Origin of the sequence: Mesorhizobium sp. LNHC209A00 (assembly GCF_000502915.1) — a bacterium.
Classification (GTDB): Bacteria; Pseudomonadota; Alphaproteobacteria; order Rhizobiales; family Rhizobiaceae; genus Mesorhizobium.
The window spans coordinates 628,742-642,940 of the sequence record NZ_AYWT01000001.1 but is presented as its reverse complement, the minus strand read 5'-3'; the positions used below and the strand labels follow the sequence as shown (position 1 = coordinate 642,940).

Below are 14,199 nucleotides of genomic sequence, written 5' to 3'. Positions count from 1 at the left end.
GGTTGATGGACGGTGCGGCTCCACTCTTTCGCATGGAAGGCATTTCCAAGCGCTATGGCGGCGTGCGGGCGCTGGAAAAGGCCGAACTGACGGTCGGGGCCGGCAGCATCCACGCCATTCTCGGTGAAAACGGGGCTGGCAAATCGACCCTGATCAAGGTCATGGCCGGTGTCGTGGCGCCCGACGAGGGCCACATGACGCTGGACGGACGCGAGGTGACCTTCGCGTCGCCGGGTGCGGCGAACAAGGCCGGGATCGTCTGCATCTTCCAGGAACTGTCGCTGATCCCCGAACTCAGCGTCGCGGACAACATCGTCATCTCCGATCCGCCCAAACGCTTCGGCATGATCGACCGCAAGGCGCAGCGGCGCATCGCCGAGGACGCGCTGGCGCGCGCGGGCGCCGCCGACATCCATCCGCTGGCACTGGTCAAGGATCTGCCCCTGTCACGGCGCCAGATGGTGGAGATCGCCAAGGCGCTGGCCAGGAAACCGCGCATCCTCATCCTCGACGAAGCGACTTCGGCGCTGACGGCGGCGGATGTCGCGAAGATCTTCGGCGTCTTGAAACGACTGCGCTCGGAAGGGCTGGCGCTGCTCTACATCTCGCACCGCATGAATGAGATCGCCGAACTGGCCGACCATTGCACCGTGTTCCGCAATGGCCGCAATGTCGCCAGCTACGAGGCCGGCTCGAAGAGCGACAACGAGGTGGTCGAGCTGATGATCGGCCGTGAATACAGCCATATTTTTCCGCCCAAGCCAGCAGCGGCACCTGCCGGTGCCGCCCCCCGGCTCGAGGCGCGCAAGCTGTCCTGGGCCGACCGGCTGCACGATATCTCGCTGACAGTCAGGGCAGGCGAGGTGGTCGGCCTCGGCGGGCTGGACGGCCAGGGCCAGCGCGAATTGCTGCTCGCGTTCTTCGGTGTGCTCCGCGGCCTCTCCGGCGAGGTGCTGATCGACGGCAGGCCGGTGACGATCACCAGCCCGGCAGCGGCCCGCGAGGATGGCATCGGCATGGCCCTCATCCCGGAGGACCGCAAGACCGAAGGACTGATGCTGCCGATGACGGTGCGCGAGAACCTGTCCTTCGCCGCGCTCGACCGGCTGTCGAAAGGCGGCATCATCGACCGTGCCGCCGAACAGCGGCTGATCGACGACATGGTCGGCCTGCTGGCGATCAAGACCGCGGGCCTCGACATTCCGGTCGGCGCGCTGTCGGGCGGCAACCAGCAGAAGGTGGTGATCGCCAAATGGCTGATGCGCCAGCCGCGCATCATCCTGCTCAACGACCCGACGCGCGGCATCGACGTCGGCACCAAGCAGGAGATCTATCAGCTGATGCGCAAGCTGGCGGATGCGGGCGCGGCGATCCTGTTCTATTCGACCGACTATGACGAGCTGATCGGCTGCTGCGACCGGGTCCTGGTGCTCTATGACGGCGCCGTCAAGCGAGAGCTGGTCGGCGGCGAGATCACCGAGCGGGCGCTGATAGCGAGCGCGCTCAACATCCATGGCGAGGAGAGCCCGGTGGGCCTGGGAGCAAGCGTGTGAAAGATTGGCGCTACTGGCTGGCCGAGCAGCGCGGAACGTTGCTGGCGCTCGGCATCTTCATCGTCATGTTCGTCATCTATACCTCGAACCATCCGGCAGGCTTTACCGCCAATGTCGTGCAGACGGCGGCGAACAAGGGCGTGCTGCTTGCCTTCGTCGCCATGGCGCAGACGCTGGTCGTCATCACCTCCGGCATCGACCTGTCCGTGGGCATGATCTTCCTGCTCACCAACTGCCTGGCCTCCTGGCTGGTGGTGGGCACGCCGATGCAGACCACGCTCGGCGTCATCGCCGTGCTTGTGGCGGGCCTTCTGTGCGGCGCCGTCAACGGCGCCATCGTCATTTATGGAAGGCTGCAGCCGATCGTCGCGACCATCGCTACCGGCGCGGTCTACTACGGCATCGGCCTTTTGCTGCGGCCCTTTCCGGGCGGCTCGGTCAACGAGGATCTGGCCGATGCTATGACAGGACGTTTGTTCGATCTGGTGCCCGCAAGCCTGATCGTGCTGCTGGCGGTCGTGCTGTTGATCTGGGTGCCGTTCAGCCGCTCGGTACTCGGCCGTGCCGCCTACGCGGCCGGCTCGTCGGAAACAGCGGCCTACATGTCGGGCGTGCCGATAAGGCGCGGCAAGTTCTGCGCTTACACGCTGGCGGGGTTGCTGGCCGCGATCGGCGGGCTGTTCCTGACGTTTTTCACCTATACCGGGGAGGCCGCCTATGCCAGCGGCAATGCATACACGTTGTTCTCGATCGCGGCTGTCGTGCTGGGCGGTGTGTCGCTGTTTGGTGGCAAGGGCAGCGCCATCGGCGCCATCTTCGGCGCCCTTGCCTTCCGCACCATCGGCGACCTGTTGTTCGTGTTCGACTTCGATCCGCTCTGGCAGCCGCTGTTCCAGGGCGTTATCCTGCTGGTCGCCGTCAGTCTCGGCGCCTTCGCCCTGTTTCGGGTCCGCAACCGGCTGGAGTGGTTCCTGTGAGCGAGACGACCTTGGGCGGCATTGCCGGCCGCATGCCGAAATTCATCCGCCGCGCCGATCCGGCGGTGCTGACCGCCTTTGCCTGCATCGTGGTGCTGCTGTTGGTCGGCAGTCTCTATTCACGGAGCTTCCTGTCGCCTGAATATCTCCTGCAGCAGCTCAAGGTGGCCTCGTTCCTCGGCGTCATCGCCACCGGCATGATGCTGGTCATCCTGCTCGGCCAGATCGACCTGTCGGTGCCGTGGTCGGTGGCGGCGGGCGCGATGATGGCCTGCGCGGCGGCCGCCTACGGTCCGGCCGGGGTGGTGCTGGCGATCCCTTTCGGCATCTTCTGCGGCGTGCTGATCGGCGTCGTCAACGGCATCGGCGTGGCCTATTTGCGCATTCCCTCGATGATCATCACGCTCGCCACCAATGCCGTCGCGCAAGGGCTGATGGTGGTCTACACCGGCGGCTTCTCGCCACAGGATTCGGCGACCGGCGCCATGCGCTACCTGGCCACCGGCTTCACCATTCCGGGCGTTCCCAACGCCGTCATCATCTGGGCGCTTATAGGGATTGCGATGGTGTTCGTGCTGACGCGCACCGGCTTCGGCCGCGCGGTCTATGGTATCGGCAACCGCGAGCGCGCCGCCTATCTCTCGGGCATCGACACGAGACGCGTGGTGATGATCGCCTTCGCCGTCTCCGGAGGGCTCTCCGCCTTCGGCGGCGTGCTGCTGGCCGGCTATGCCTCCAAGGCGGCGCAGTCGATGGGCGATGCCTATCTGCTGCCGTCGATCGCGGCCGTGGTGCTGGGCGGCACCTCGATCCTGGGCGGGCGCGGCTCCTATCTCGGCACCGTTGCCGGCGTCATCCTGATCACGCTGCTGCAATCCATCCTGTCGGTCATGCAGATGCCGGAGGCGGGACGGCAGATCATCTATGGCGTCGTCATCGTCACCATGCTCCTTCTTTATGGCCGCGCGCCGGCGAGCCGCTGACGGTGGACGAAAACGCAGCGCAGGCGTCGACAGGCGCTTCAGGTTTGGCGCCTCCGGCCATCGTGGTGATGGGGGTTGCCGGCTGCGGCAAGTCAGCCGTCGGCATCGCGCTGGCCACCGCGCTGGATACCGTCTTCATCGAGGGCGACAGGCTGCATCCGTCCGAAAACGTCGCCCGTATGGCACGCGGCGAGCCGCTCACCGATCAACTGCGCGAAGGCTGGCTCGATGCGATCGGCGAGCAGATCCGGGCCACGATCGCCAAGGGGCAAGGTGTGGTCGCCGCCTGCTCGGCGCTGAAGCGCGGTTATCGCGAGCGCCTGCGCGGTTTTTGCCCTGATATCGTCTTCCTCTATCTGGAGATCGATCCCGCCACCGCGCGGCGGCGCGTTGGCAACCGCAAGGGCCATTTCATGCCGGCAAGCCTGGTCGACAGCCAGTTCGCCATCCTCGATCCGCCGGGGCAAGACGAGTGGGCATTGACGCTCGACGCGACGGGGCCGGTCGACGAACTCGTTGGCCAGGCAATGCGCTTGGTACGCCGGTCATGAGCCTTCTTCAGCGCTGATGCCGATGCCGCCCTGGGCTTCCGTCAACCGCTCGTGGCGCGACCAGGACATCATCTGCTCGGGATGCTCTTTCAGCGCCTGCAGCAGGCGGTCGCGTTTGAGCAGCATGTAGCATGCCTGCAGGGCCATGTTCTTGGCGCCGTCCCTGATTGTGTCCGCTGCCTGGAGCGCCGGTGGAGCCGGCACCAATTCGGGGCTCAAGACGGCGCGATATTCCCGGAAGGGAACGACCTCGAAGGTCGACATCGCAAACAGGGCCGTCTTGCCGCGGGCGGCGAAATTCGCCGGTGCCGAGGCAAGGTGCGTCCAGCCGCTTTCGCCAAGCGCGGTTTCGGCGAAGGTCGAGCCGGCGTGGGTGGTGTTGGTCATCATCACGACGCCGTTCTGCCTCAGCATCTTCTGAATGCGGATGGTGACCTGATAGGCGTCTTCACGGTCGAAGACGATCCGGCTTTTCAGGAACCGGTTCTCGACATGGACCATTGGCGGATTGAGAAAGCGCTGGCCGAATGCCGTCTCGGATACGCCATGCGTGTTGACGCTGACCTGATGCGCTTCGATGCCGGCATCGTGCATGGCGCGCTTGCCGATCATTGTCTGGGCGGTGAACTGATCGCACCAGAGGATCGCGCCATGGCCGCGTTGCAAAGCGGCCTGCAAGTCCTCGAGCCCTTCCAGCCGGATCGCCGGCCTCCAGCGACGGGCGACCAGATGCGCGGCAAGTTGCATGCGGCGGCGATGGCGCGCCGCGAGCAATGCCTCGAACAGCTTGCGCGCATCGATGTCGCTGCCGAGCACCGCGCGGGTTGCAGCGGCATATCCGGGGAAATCCTTGCGCATATGGCGCTTCAGGCGAAACCTCGACGCCCAATCGCAAATCGGCGACCACCAGCGCACCGGCAGCACCGCCGCGACCGCGAGGTAGAAGAGGACGGCCAGGCTTTCGCGAAGATCCGTGGTGGAGAAGCGGCGGAGCTTGCCGGCGTTAAGCTGCTTGCGGCTGAAGAAGCGCACGTCCTCGGCATATTCGGGGACAAAGACGTCGGCGATGATCTCGGTGCGAAAGCTGGCTGCCGATGGCTTACGGGGGACTTTTCGGGATTTCGTGAACCTCGACAGCCTCATTCGCCCGGCTCTAGATCTGGGATGTCAACTCGACCGGAAAATCGTCGTTGTCGGCATCGCGCATGGCGGCGAGGCTGCGGTTGTCCAGCACCTCGGCGATCGCCTGGCGCACTTCCAGCATCATGTGACGGACCTGGCAGGTCGCTTCGTCGCAATCCTCGCAGCGCTGGTACTGCGTGCGGCTGGCGCAAGGTATCGGCGCCAGCGGACCGTCGAGCACGCGCACGACATGGCCGATCTTGATCTCGGAAGCGGGACGGGCGAGGCGATAGCCGCCTTCCTTGCCCTTGCGGCTCTGGACGAAGCCGGCGTTGCGCAATTCGCCCAGTATGGCATCGAGGAATTTCTTCGGGATGTTGTTGGCGACGGCGATGTCGTTGACGAAGGCCAATTGGCCGACCGGAAGATTGGAAAGATGCACGAGAGCCTTGAGGCCGTATTTGCCTTTTTTCGTCAGCATGCCCTGATAACCCGTTTAAGCCCCAACCACCCCGCATCTGGCGGCTGTTTGTGTGCAAATGATGACGGCATTGCTTTCACACGCTGCCGTTTCGCGAAAACAAGCCATTGGAAAGGCATGTTTGACACAAACGCGTTGATTGTTTGTAACGTTTTGCACGATGCGCGCCGGATTTGCCTTATCGCCTAAACAAGGAAAGCCGGCCCCGGGCCGGCTTTCGTCGATCTTATTGTTGGGCGTGGAGACTTACCGGCTCCCATAAGCTTGGTCGAGCAGGCCGCCGGCGGCGAAATGCTCTTTTTGGACCTTGTCCCAACCGCCGAAGACGTCTTCCACCGTCAGCAGGCGCACATCCGGAAAATCGGCCTTGTATTTGGCCGCGACAGCTGCGTCGCGTGCGCGCAGCCCATTCTCGGCGGCGATGCCCTGGCCCTCGGGGGTGTAGAGGAAGTCGAGATAGCTCTTGGCTAGGTCGCGCGTGCCGTGTTCGTCGGCGACCTTGTCGACGATCGCCACCGGGAATTCCGCCAGAAGGCTGACCGAAGGGGTGACCTGCTCGAATTTGTCGTCGCCATATTCCTTGCGGATGCCGCGCGTCTCGGATTCGAAAGTGATCAGCACGTCGCCGATCTCGCGCTGCACGAAGGTGGTGGTCGCGGCGCGCCCGCCAGTGTCGAAGATCGGCACGTTGTTGAACAGCTTGGTGATGAACTCCTTCACCTTGGCGTCGTCGCCCTTGAAGGCTTCCTTGGCGTAGGCGGTGGCCGCCAAATAGGTGTAGCGCGCATTGCCCGATGTCTTCGGATTGGGGAAAATCACCTGCACGTCGTCGCGCACGAGGTCGTTCCAGTCCTTGATGTGCTTGGGATTACCCGCGCGGACGAGAAACGAAGGCAGCGAATAGAAGGGCGAGGCGTTGTCTGGAAAATCCTTCTGCCAGTCGGCCGAGACCAGCCCCTTCTTCACCAGGAAGTCGACGTCGGTGACCTGGTTGAAGGTGACGACATCGGCGCCAAGGCCCTCGGCGATGGCACGCGCCTGCGCCGAAGTGCCGGCATGGGACTGGTCGATGCTGACGGCCGGATGCTTCGCGATAAAGGCCTTGTTGACCTGCGCGAAGAGTTCCCGGCCGACGTCATAGGAGGCGTTAAGCAGCTTGTCGGCCGACCAGGCTTGGGAGGATGCGAGGATGAGGCCGGCTGCGACGGCAACGCCGAGGAAAAATCGCTTCATGAAGGGCTCCGGATGCAACGCTCTATTGCCGGACCATAGCCGGGGCCAAGACGGGCGGCGAGGCATAGATTCAGGGCTTGGCACTTGTTGCTAGAAAACCGTTTCCCGAGCATGCGGATCGTAGTTTTTTCTTTCAAATAGGGTCATCCTGTGAACCCTGTCCTTGCCAGTCCCTTCATCCGATGATCCTGGTATTGTCCTTGAAAGGCCTGGTGAAACGGTAGGCGACCGCCGTCGGTCCGGGTGGCGACAAAATTCATATTGGTCGTGTTTTTATGCAGCCGGGAACAGCTTCCAGCGCCCCGGCCGGAACGCCACGCGGCTCTTCTGCGCCGCCGGATGATCGACCGGCAGTTCGATCTCGACCCGCTGGCGTTCGCCGCCAATTTCAAGCTCGACGCGCCTTGTGCCGGCGACGCGGCGGCTGGCGGCCACGGTGCCGGCGATGCAGCCGCTGCAACCGTCCAGCAGTTCGACGTCATGCGGCCGGAAGTAGAGCATCGCGTCGCCCTCGGGCGCATGCGGCGCCGACAATCCGATCGGACGGTCGGCCAGCCAGATCTCGCCATTCTCGACCTTGACGGGAAGGGAGCTGGATTCACCGATGAAGCCGTAGACGAAAGGCGAGTTCGGCGTGTCGTAGATATCATCGGCTGTGCCGACCTGCTCGATGCGGCCCTGGCTCATCACCACGACGCGGTCGGCAAGCTCCAAAGCCTCTTCCTGGTCGTGGGTCACAAAGACGGTGGTGTGGCCGGTGCGGTCATGGATTTCGCGCAGCCAGCGGCGCAGTTCCCGGCGCACCTGCGCATCGAGCGCGCCGAACGGCTCGTCGAGCAGCAGCACCTTGGGTTCGATCGCCATGGCGCGGGCGAGCGCCACGCGCTGGCGCTGGCCGCCCGAAAGCTGCGCGGGATAGCGCTTCTCCAGCCCTGAAAGCTGGACGAGATCGAGAAGCTCGGAGGCGCGGCGGCGTATTTCGGCGGCCGGCGGCCGCGTCGGCCCGTGCCGCACCTTGAGGCCGAAGCCGATATTGTCGGCCACCGTCATGTGGCGGAACAGGGCGTAGTGCTGGAAGACGAAGCCGACATTGCGCTCCTGGATCGATTTCTGCGAAGCGTCGTCGTCACCAAAAAAGATTTTTCCACGCGTCGGGCGCTCCAGCCCGGCGATCAGCCTGAGCAGCGTCGTCTTGCCGGAGCCGGACGGTCCGAGCAGCGCGATCAGTTCGCCCGATTTGATGTCGAGCGAGACATCGTGGAGCGCCGGAAACCGCTCGAACTCCTTGCGCACATTGGCAACGCGAACTTCCATGCAATGAACCTTCTAATGTCCGCGCGTCGCGGCGAGTTCGGCGCCGTAGCGCATCTCGAGCAGTGTTTTCAAGACCAGTGTGACGAGCGCCAGCCCGGCAAGCAAGGAAGCGACGGCGAAGGCGCCGACGGCGTTGTACTCGTTGTAGAGGATTTCGACATGCAGCGGCATGGTGTTGGTCAGGCCGCGTATGTGACCCGACACCACCGAAACCGCGCCGAACTCCCCCATGGCGCGCGCGTTGCACAGGAGCACGCCGTAGAGCAGGCCCCATTTGACGTTGGGCAAGGTCACGTACCAGAAGGCCTGCCAGCCATTGGCGCCAAGCGAAAGGGCGGCCTCCTCGTCGCCATTACCCTGTTCCTGCATCAGCGGGATCAACTCGCGCGCGACGAAGGGGAAGGTGACGAAGACGGTGGCCAGCACAATGCCCGGTACTGCGAACAGGATCTGGATGCCATGTGCCTTCAGCCACTCGCCGAGCAACCCCTGAGCACCGAACAGAAGCACGTAGACCAGACCCGAAATGACCGGCGAGACCGAGAAGGGCAGGTCGATCAGCGTGGTCAGGAAGGCCTTGCCCTTGAACTCGAACTTGGCGATCGCCCATGCGGCCGAGATGCCGAAGACGATGTTGAGCGGGACCGAGATCGCGGCCACCAGCAAGGTCAGGCGGATCGCCGAACGCGTGTCGGCATCGCTTAGCGATTGCAAGTAAGTGCCAACGCCTTTGGCGAAAGCTTCCTTGAAAACAATGATCAGCGGCAGCAACAGGAATACGGCGAGAAAGACGAAGACGATGGCCATCAGCACGGACTGCGCCGGCCGGCTCTCGGTCACCGCCGCCGAGCGGCTTTCATGAAACGGTTCGTAGGATTTGATCTCGGGATCAGCCATAGCGCTTGCGGCTCCATGTCTGCACCAGATTGACGATCAACAGCATGAGGAACGACAGCGCCAGCATGATCGCCGCGATCGCGGTCGCCGCCGGGTAATTGTATTCCTCGAGCCGGATGACGATCAAAAGCGGCGCGATCTCGGATTTGTAGGGCAGGTTGCCGGCAATGAAGATGACCGAGCCGTATTCTCCGACTCCGCGCGCGAAGGCCAGCGAGAAGCCGGTGATGATGGCCGGCGCCAGGCCGGGAAAGAGCACGCGGGTGATGATCTGGAAGCGGCTGGCGCCAAGCGTGGCTGCGGCTTCCTCCACTTCCTTGTCGATTTCTTCCATGATCGGCTGCACGGTGCGCACGACGAAGGGCAGGCCGATGAAGATCAGCGCAATGACGATGCCCAGCGGCGTGTAGGCGACCTTGATGCCGAGCGGCATCAGCAATTTGCCGATCCAGCCATTCGGCGCGTAGAGCGTGGTCAGCGCGATGCCGGCCACAGCCGTCGGCAGGGCGAAGGGCAGGTCGACCATGGCGTCGACGATGCGGCGGCCGGGAAAACGGTAGCGCACCAGCACCCAGGCGACGAGCGTGCCGAAGACGACATTGACGACAGCCGCGATGAACGCCGTACCGAAGCTGATTCGAAGGGCGTTGATCGTGCGGCGGTCGGTGGCGATGGCCCAGAAATCGACCCAGCCGAGAGCGGCCGAACGCCAGATCAGCCCGGATAGCGGGATGAGGATGATGAGGGTGAGGTAGGCAAGCGAGAAGCCGAGCGTCAATCCGAAACCCGGAATGACGCTCGGCTGTCTGAACCGCCACCCCGCCTGCGCGGGTGCTGTGGTCATGTCGTCCTGATCTAGGTTTAGCTCACTGGGCCGGCTTGTAGATCTGGTCGAATATACCACCGTCGCCGAAATGATAAGGCTGCGCTTTCTTCCAGCCGCCGAAAAGCGGATCGTCGATGGTGATCAGCTTGACTGGCGGCAGCTTGGCGAGATCCTCGGGGGGAACCAATTCGGGCTTGGACGGCCTATAATGGTTCTTGGCGATGATGGTCTGGCCTTCCTTGGAATAGAGATAGCTCAGATAGGCCTGGGCCACCTTGCGCGTGCCCCTGGCGTCGACATTGGCGTCGACCACGGCCACCGGTGGCTCGGCCAGGATGGAGGTCGGCGGATAAACGATGTCGAAATTGTCGGCGCCAAACTCGTCGAGCGCCAGATAGGCGTCGTTCTCCCAGGCGATCAGCACGTCACCCAGGCCTTTTTGCGCGAAGGTCACCGTCGAGCCGCGCGCGCCGGTGTCGAGCACCGGAGCATTGGCGTAGAGCTTGCCGACGAATTCCTTCGTCTTGGCTTCATCGCCGCCATCGTTGGCATTGGCATAGGCCCAGGCCGCGAGATAGTTCCAGCGTGCGCCGCCCGAGGTTTTGGGGTTAGGCGTGATCACCTGGACGCCGTCCTTGACGAGGTCGTTCCAGTCGTGAATGCCCTTGGGATTGCCCTTGCGGACAAGGAAGATGATCGTCGAGGTATAGGGCGCTGAATTGTTTTCGAATTTGGTGCGCCAGTCGGGATTGATCTTCTTTGACTTGGAGACGATGGCGTTGATGTCGCCTTCGAGCGCCAGCGTCACCACATCGGCGTCGAGGCCGTCGATCACCGCGCGGGCCTGGGCACCCGATCCGCCATGCGACTGCTGGATGGTCACCGTCTCGCCGGTCTCCGTTTTCCAATGCGCGGCAAAGGCCTCGTCATAGGCCTTGTAGAGCTCGCGCGTCGGATCATAGGACACGTTGAGAATGGTGGTATCGGCGAACGCGAAACCGAGCGTGCCGAACTGGACAGATGCGGCCATCAGTGCGCCGAGCAATTTCCGGAAATGAGGTTTGGTCATTTCTGCCTCCTTTGAACCCGCGCCAAATCTAGCGAATTGGTAGAAATAAGATGCATTGAATGTTGCCTTTTTTGCCCTCGTGAAGAAAATCTTCGGCGATATGTCGTTGTTGTGAGAACTATTTTGCTCGGGGTCGCTCCGCGCCGGAGTCGGCCCGCCATCCGGCCTATCTAGGGATGCGCGGTTGCCGGGCAAGGCTGGTTGGGCAGGTTACTCGGCGGTCACCGGGAAATCGAAACGCTGCTTTTGAAATGGCCCGCGGGCCAGCGCAAAGTGCCACCATTCGCGCGTGTGGTTCTTGAACCCGCCAGCACGCATGGCATCGACGAGCAGCTTTCGGTTTGCCGCCGCTTCGGCGCCGAGCGGGCGATGCGCGGTCTCGCTCTTCGGGTCGAAACAATCGAAGCCGGTGCCGAAATCGACGGTGTCGGCATTGATCGCGCCGCAGGCCGGTTTCGGCACGGGGGTACTGTCGACAGGCCCGATGGCAACATCGACGGTCGAGCCGCGCGAATGGCTGGACCGTTCACCGACATAGCCCTTGGCGATGAGATCGCCACGCTTGACCGTCGGATACCATTGCGGGTCCGGCGGTCCACCGGCGGCCGTCCAGTGGCCCATATCGGCCACGGCGCGGGCAGGGCGGTAGCAGTCGAAGACGACCAGCGTCAGGCCTCTGGTGGCGATCGCCCGCTGGACTCTGGAAAGCGCCTCGGCGGACTCCCGGGTCAAAATGCAGACCGGCGCGTCATAGCCATTCACCTTGCGGTGCAGAAAGTTGTCGGTTGCGGCGTAGCGGATGTCCTGGCGGATAGATGGCGCGACATCGGCGAGGCGAACGAAACCCGCGGGGAGGGGATCGGCACGCGCCGGCAGGGCGAAGCCGGCAATCATCAGCGCACAAAAGCCAATGCGCTGAATCGGTTGGCGCATACTATTCAAGGATCGCTTTCACTGGACGAACACTTTCACACTCGCCGCTCGTCCGGCCGCATCTATCACGGTGAGCGTGGAATAACCCGCGCCGTCGGGCAGCCAGGTCGCGGTGCGGCGGCGGTCGAGGCCGATGAGGGGCTTGCCGTTGGCCAGCCAGCGGAACGGGGCGCGGCCGCCTTGCAATTTCAGCACCAGCGGCGAGGCGTCGGCCGAGTTGGTGGCGAGATCGACGCGGGCGCCGTCAGGCGGGAAGATGATGGTCGGCGCCGGTTCGGTCGGCGTCGCCTGCACCAGGCCATCCGCGCCGGCGCCGAAGCGGGCAAGCGTCACAGGCAAGTCCTCGCGCTTGGGTGCGAAGGCACCGGGCGGTTTGCCCGGCAGCGGCACGGTGGCGAGGCCGGAGCGGACAAAACCTTCGAACAGGATGGGAGCGGCCGAGACATAGCCGGAGAGGCCCGGCACAGCGCCGGCATCGGGCCGGCCGACCCAGACGCCCAGCACATAGCGGCCATCGAAGCCCACCGACCAGGCATCGCGATAGCCGTAGGAGGTTCCGGTCTTGTAGGCAATGCCGCGCTGCAAGGCGCCTTCGGGCGGTTTTACTCCGGAGAGGATGTCGATGATCTGCCAATTGGCCTGGTCGTTGAGGATGGTGGTGGTCGAACTCACGGCATTGGCCGGCTCGGTGCCGTCGCGCAGCGAGTGCGTCTTGCCGCCATTGGCGAGCCCCGTATAGAGCTGGACGAGGTCTCGCAGCGTGACGCCGACGCCACCAAGGCCGATCGCCAGCCCCGGCGCCTCATTGACCGGCAGGATCGGGTTGACGCCCGCCTGGCGGAACCGCGCCGTCAGCCGCGCCGGACCGACCGCGTCGAGCAGCCGAATCGCCGGCACGTTGAGCGACAATTGCAGCGCCTGGCGGATCGAGACATCGCCCTGATAGCCCATGTCGAAATTTTTCGGCCTGTAGCCGCTGAAATCGACCGGGCTGTCCTCGATGAGCGTCTCCTGCGCCACCAGTCCCTGTTCGAAGGCGAGGCCATAGATGAACGGCTTCAGTGTCGAGCCGGGCGAGCGCACGACCTTGGTCATGTCGATCCAGCCGGAACGACTGGAATCGAAGAAATTGGCCGAGCCGACTTCGCCCAGAATGTCGCCGGTGCGGGCATCGGCCAGCACCATGGCGACCGACAGACGCGGCCCGAGCCTGGTGGCGGCGTCGCGGGCCACCTGTTCCAGTCCTTGCTGGACGCTTTTGCGGATCGTCAGCTTGAGCGGCTGGCCGGGGACGGCCTTGGGCAGCATCGCGTAAGAGGCATGGGCGGCGAGCGCCGGCAAGCGCCGGCGCAGGCTCAACACATCCTCAAGCGCCGCGCGTGCCGCCTCGCGTTGGCCGATCAGGCCTGATGAGACCATGCGGGTGAGCACACGGTCGCGAGCTGCGTGGGCGATCTGGAGGTTGCGGTCAGGGCGGCGCTTTTCCGGCAATTGGGGGAGGGCCACCAGAAGCGCGGCTTCGGAAACGGTGAGCCGCTTTGGCTCCTTGCCGAAATAGGCCAGCGAAGCGGCACGTACGCCCTCCAAATTCCCGCCATATGGCGCCAGTGTGAGATAGCGTTCGAGGATCTCGCGCTTCGACAACCGCCGTTCGATCTGGACGGCGCGCAGCATCTGTTTCATCTTGGATCCGAGGCTGCGGCTCTCGCGCGGCTCGATCAGGCGGGCAAGCTGCATCGACAGGGTCGAGCCACCGGAGACGATGTGGCCGCTGGTTGCGAACTGGCCGGCGGCGCGCGCCAGTGCCAGCACGTCGACCCCCTCATGGTCCCAGAAGCGCTTGTCCTCATAGGTGACCAGCATGTCGACGAACTGCTTGTCGACCTGGTCGAGCCGGGTTTCCAGCCGCCAGTAGCCGTCCGGCGTGGCGAAGGCGCGCAACAGCTGGCCGTCGCGGTCCTGGACTTCGGTGGAGACCGTGAGCCTTTCAGGAAGCGGGGGCGGGAAGGCACGGTCGAGTTGCCAGAGGGTGGCGGTGGAGAGGGCGAGAAAGCCGCCGCAAGAAGCCGCGGTTATGGCGGCGCGGCGCAGGAATTTTCTGGAGAACATGGCGCCGCCGCTCATTGTCCTGCCGGACATTTCTCCCCGTATAGAAACGGGGAGAAAGAGGCTGTTGCTGATGGTTTCGCCAATCGCCAGCGTTGCAGAAAAAGCGGCGAAGTTCGAGATAGCTCCCTTCTCCCCGTCACTATACGGGGAG

General features: G+C 63.9%; 13 protein-coding genes. 4 read left to right on the top strand and 9 right to left on the bottom strand.

The window, feature by feature from the left end:
* The first annotated feature begins 5 nt into the window (after positions 1-5).
* The 4 genes from X739_RS162850 to X739_RS162865 are packed head-to-tail and all read left to right on the top strand — an operon-like array spanning position 6 to position 4,064.
* Positions 6-1,553: a sugar ABC transporter ATP-binding protein gene (locus tag X739_RS162850; RefSeq protein WP_023782754.1), complete on the top strand. Its 1,548-nt coding sequence runs from the start codon at positions 6-8 to the stop codon at positions 1,551-1,553.
* Positions 1,550-2,530, top strand: a complete 981-nt coding sequence (locus X739_RS162855) for an ABC transporter permease (RefSeq protein ID WP_023769576.1) — start codon at positions 1,550-1,552, stop codon at positions 2,528-2,530. The genes X739_RS162850 and X739_RS162855 overlap by 4 nt, the downstream gene beginning before the upstream one ends.
* The gene (locus tag X739_RS162860) at positions 2,527-3,513 is read left to right on the top strand and encodes an ABC transporter permease (RefSeq protein ID WP_023769577.1); all 987 of its coding nucleotides are present in this window, start codon (positions 2,527-2,529) and stop codon (positions 3,511-3,513) included. The genes X739_RS162855 and X739_RS162860 overlap by 4 nt, the downstream gene beginning before the upstream one ends.
* A 2-nt stretch (positions 3,514-3,515) precedes the next feature.
* Positions 3,516-4,064, top strand: coding sequence for a gluconokinase (locus X739_RS162865; RefSeq protein ID WP_023792352.1), 549 nt, complete (start codon positions 3,516-3,518; stop codon positions 4,062-4,064).
* Here the strand turns inward: X739_RS162865 and X739_RS162870 are convergent.
* The 9 genes from X739_RS162870 to pbpC all read right to left on the bottom strand — a co-directional run bounded on the left by X739_RS162870 (position 4,059) and on the right by pbpC (position 14,048).
* Positions 4,059-5,207, bottom strand: a complete 1,149-nt coding sequence (locus X739_RS162870) for a hypothetical protein (RefSeq protein ID WP_023792349.1) — start codon at positions 5,205-5,207, stop codon at positions 4,059-4,061. The genes X739_RS162865 and X739_RS162870 overlap by 6 nt on opposite strands.
* Positions 5,208-5,217: 10 nt before the next feature.
* The gene (locus X739_RS162875) at positions 5,218-5,667 is read right to left on the bottom strand and encodes an Rrf2 family transcriptional regulator (protein WP_023769580.1); all 450 of its coding nucleotides are present in this window, start codon (positions 5,665-5,667) and stop codon (positions 5,218-5,220) included.
* A gap of 246 nt (positions 5,668-5,913) precedes the next feature.
* Entirely contained in the window at positions 5,914-6,900 is a 987-nt protein-coding gene (locus tag X739_RS162880; protein WP_023769581.1) for a sulfate ABC transporter substrate-binding protein, read from the bottom strand.
* A gap of 273 nt (positions 6,901-7,173) precedes the next feature.
* Positions 7,174-8,214 carry a sulfate/molybdate ABC transporter ATP-binding protein gene (locus tag X739_RS162885; protein ID WP_023769582.1) on the bottom strand — a complete coding sequence of 347 codons (1,041 nt, stop codon included), beginning with the start codon at positions 8,212-8,214 and terminating at the stop codon, positions 7,174-7,176.
* A gap of 12 nt (positions 8,215-8,226) precedes the next feature.
* Positions 8,227-9,111, bottom strand: a complete 885-nt coding sequence (gene cysW / locus X739_RS162890; RefSeq protein WP_023769583.1) for a sulfate ABC transporter permease subunit CysW — start codon at positions 9,109-9,111, stop codon at positions 8,227-8,229.
* Entirely contained in the window at positions 9,104-9,955 is an 852-nt protein-coding gene (cysT, locus tag X739_RS162895; protein ID WP_023769584.1) for a sulfate ABC transporter permease subunit CysT, read from the bottom strand. Before cysT ends, cysW begins: the two co-directional genes overlap by 8 nt.
* Positions 9,956-9,977: 22 nt before the next feature.
* A complete protein-coding gene (locus X739_RS162900) occupies positions 9,978-11,006 on the bottom strand; it encodes a sulfate ABC transporter substrate-binding protein (RefSeq protein ID WP_023769585.1) in 1,029 nt (342 codons plus the stop codon).
* A 210-nt stretch (positions 11,007-11,216) separates the two neighbouring features.
* Positions 11,217-11,939, bottom strand: coding sequence for a M15 family metallopeptidase (locus X739_RS162905; protein WP_023769586.1), 723 nt, complete (start codon positions 11,937-11,939; stop codon positions 11,217-11,219).
* Between the two features lie 18 nt (positions 11,940-11,957).
* The gene (gene pbpC, locus X739_RS162910; protein WP_023792320.1) at positions 11,958-14,048 is read right to left on the bottom strand and encodes a penicillin-binding protein 1C; all 2,091 of its coding nucleotides are present in this window, start codon (positions 14,046-14,048) and stop codon (positions 11,958-11,960) included.
* Positions 14,049-14,199: the final 151 nt, after the last annotated feature.

Coding starts and splice junctions, on each gene's coding strand:
- pbpC (WP_023792320.1), bottom strand. CDS start 14,048: ATGTTCTCCAGAAAATTCCTGCGCCGCGCCGCCATAACCGCGGCTTCT.
- cysW (WP_023769583.1), bottom strand. CDS start 9,111: ATGGCTGATCCCGAGATCAAATCCTACGAACCGTTTCATGAAAGCCGC.
- X739_RS162880 (WP_023769581.1), bottom strand. CDS start 6,900: ATGAAGCGATTTTTCCTCGGCGTTGCCGTCGCAGCCGGCCTCATCCTC.
- X739_RS162870 (WP_023792349.1), bottom strand. CDS start 5,207: ATGAGGCTGTCGAGGTTCACGAAATCCCGAAAAGTCCCCCGTAAGCCA.
- X739_RS162875 (WP_023769580.1), bottom strand. CDS start 5,667: ATGCTGACGAAAAAAGGCAAATACGGCCTCAAGGCTCTCGTGCATCTT.
- X739_RS162850 (WP_023782754.1), top strand. CDS start 6: ATGGACGGTGCGGCTCCACTCTTTCGCATGGAAGGCATTTCCAAGCGC.
- X739_RS162885 (WP_023769582.1), bottom strand. CDS start 8,214: ATGGAAGTTCGCGTTGCCAATGTGCGCAAGGAGTTCGAGCGGTTTCCG.
- cysT (WP_023769584.1), bottom strand. CDS start 9,955: ATGACCACAGCACCCGCGCAGGCGGGGTGGCGGTTCAGACAGCCGAGC.
- X739_RS162900 (WP_023769585.1), bottom strand. CDS start 11,006: ATGACCAAACCTCATTTCCGGAAATTGCTCGGCGCACTGATGGCCGCA.
- X739_RS162905 (WP_023769586.1), bottom strand. CDS start 11,939: ATGCGCCAACCGATTCAGCGCATTGGCTTTTGTGCGCTGATGATTGCC.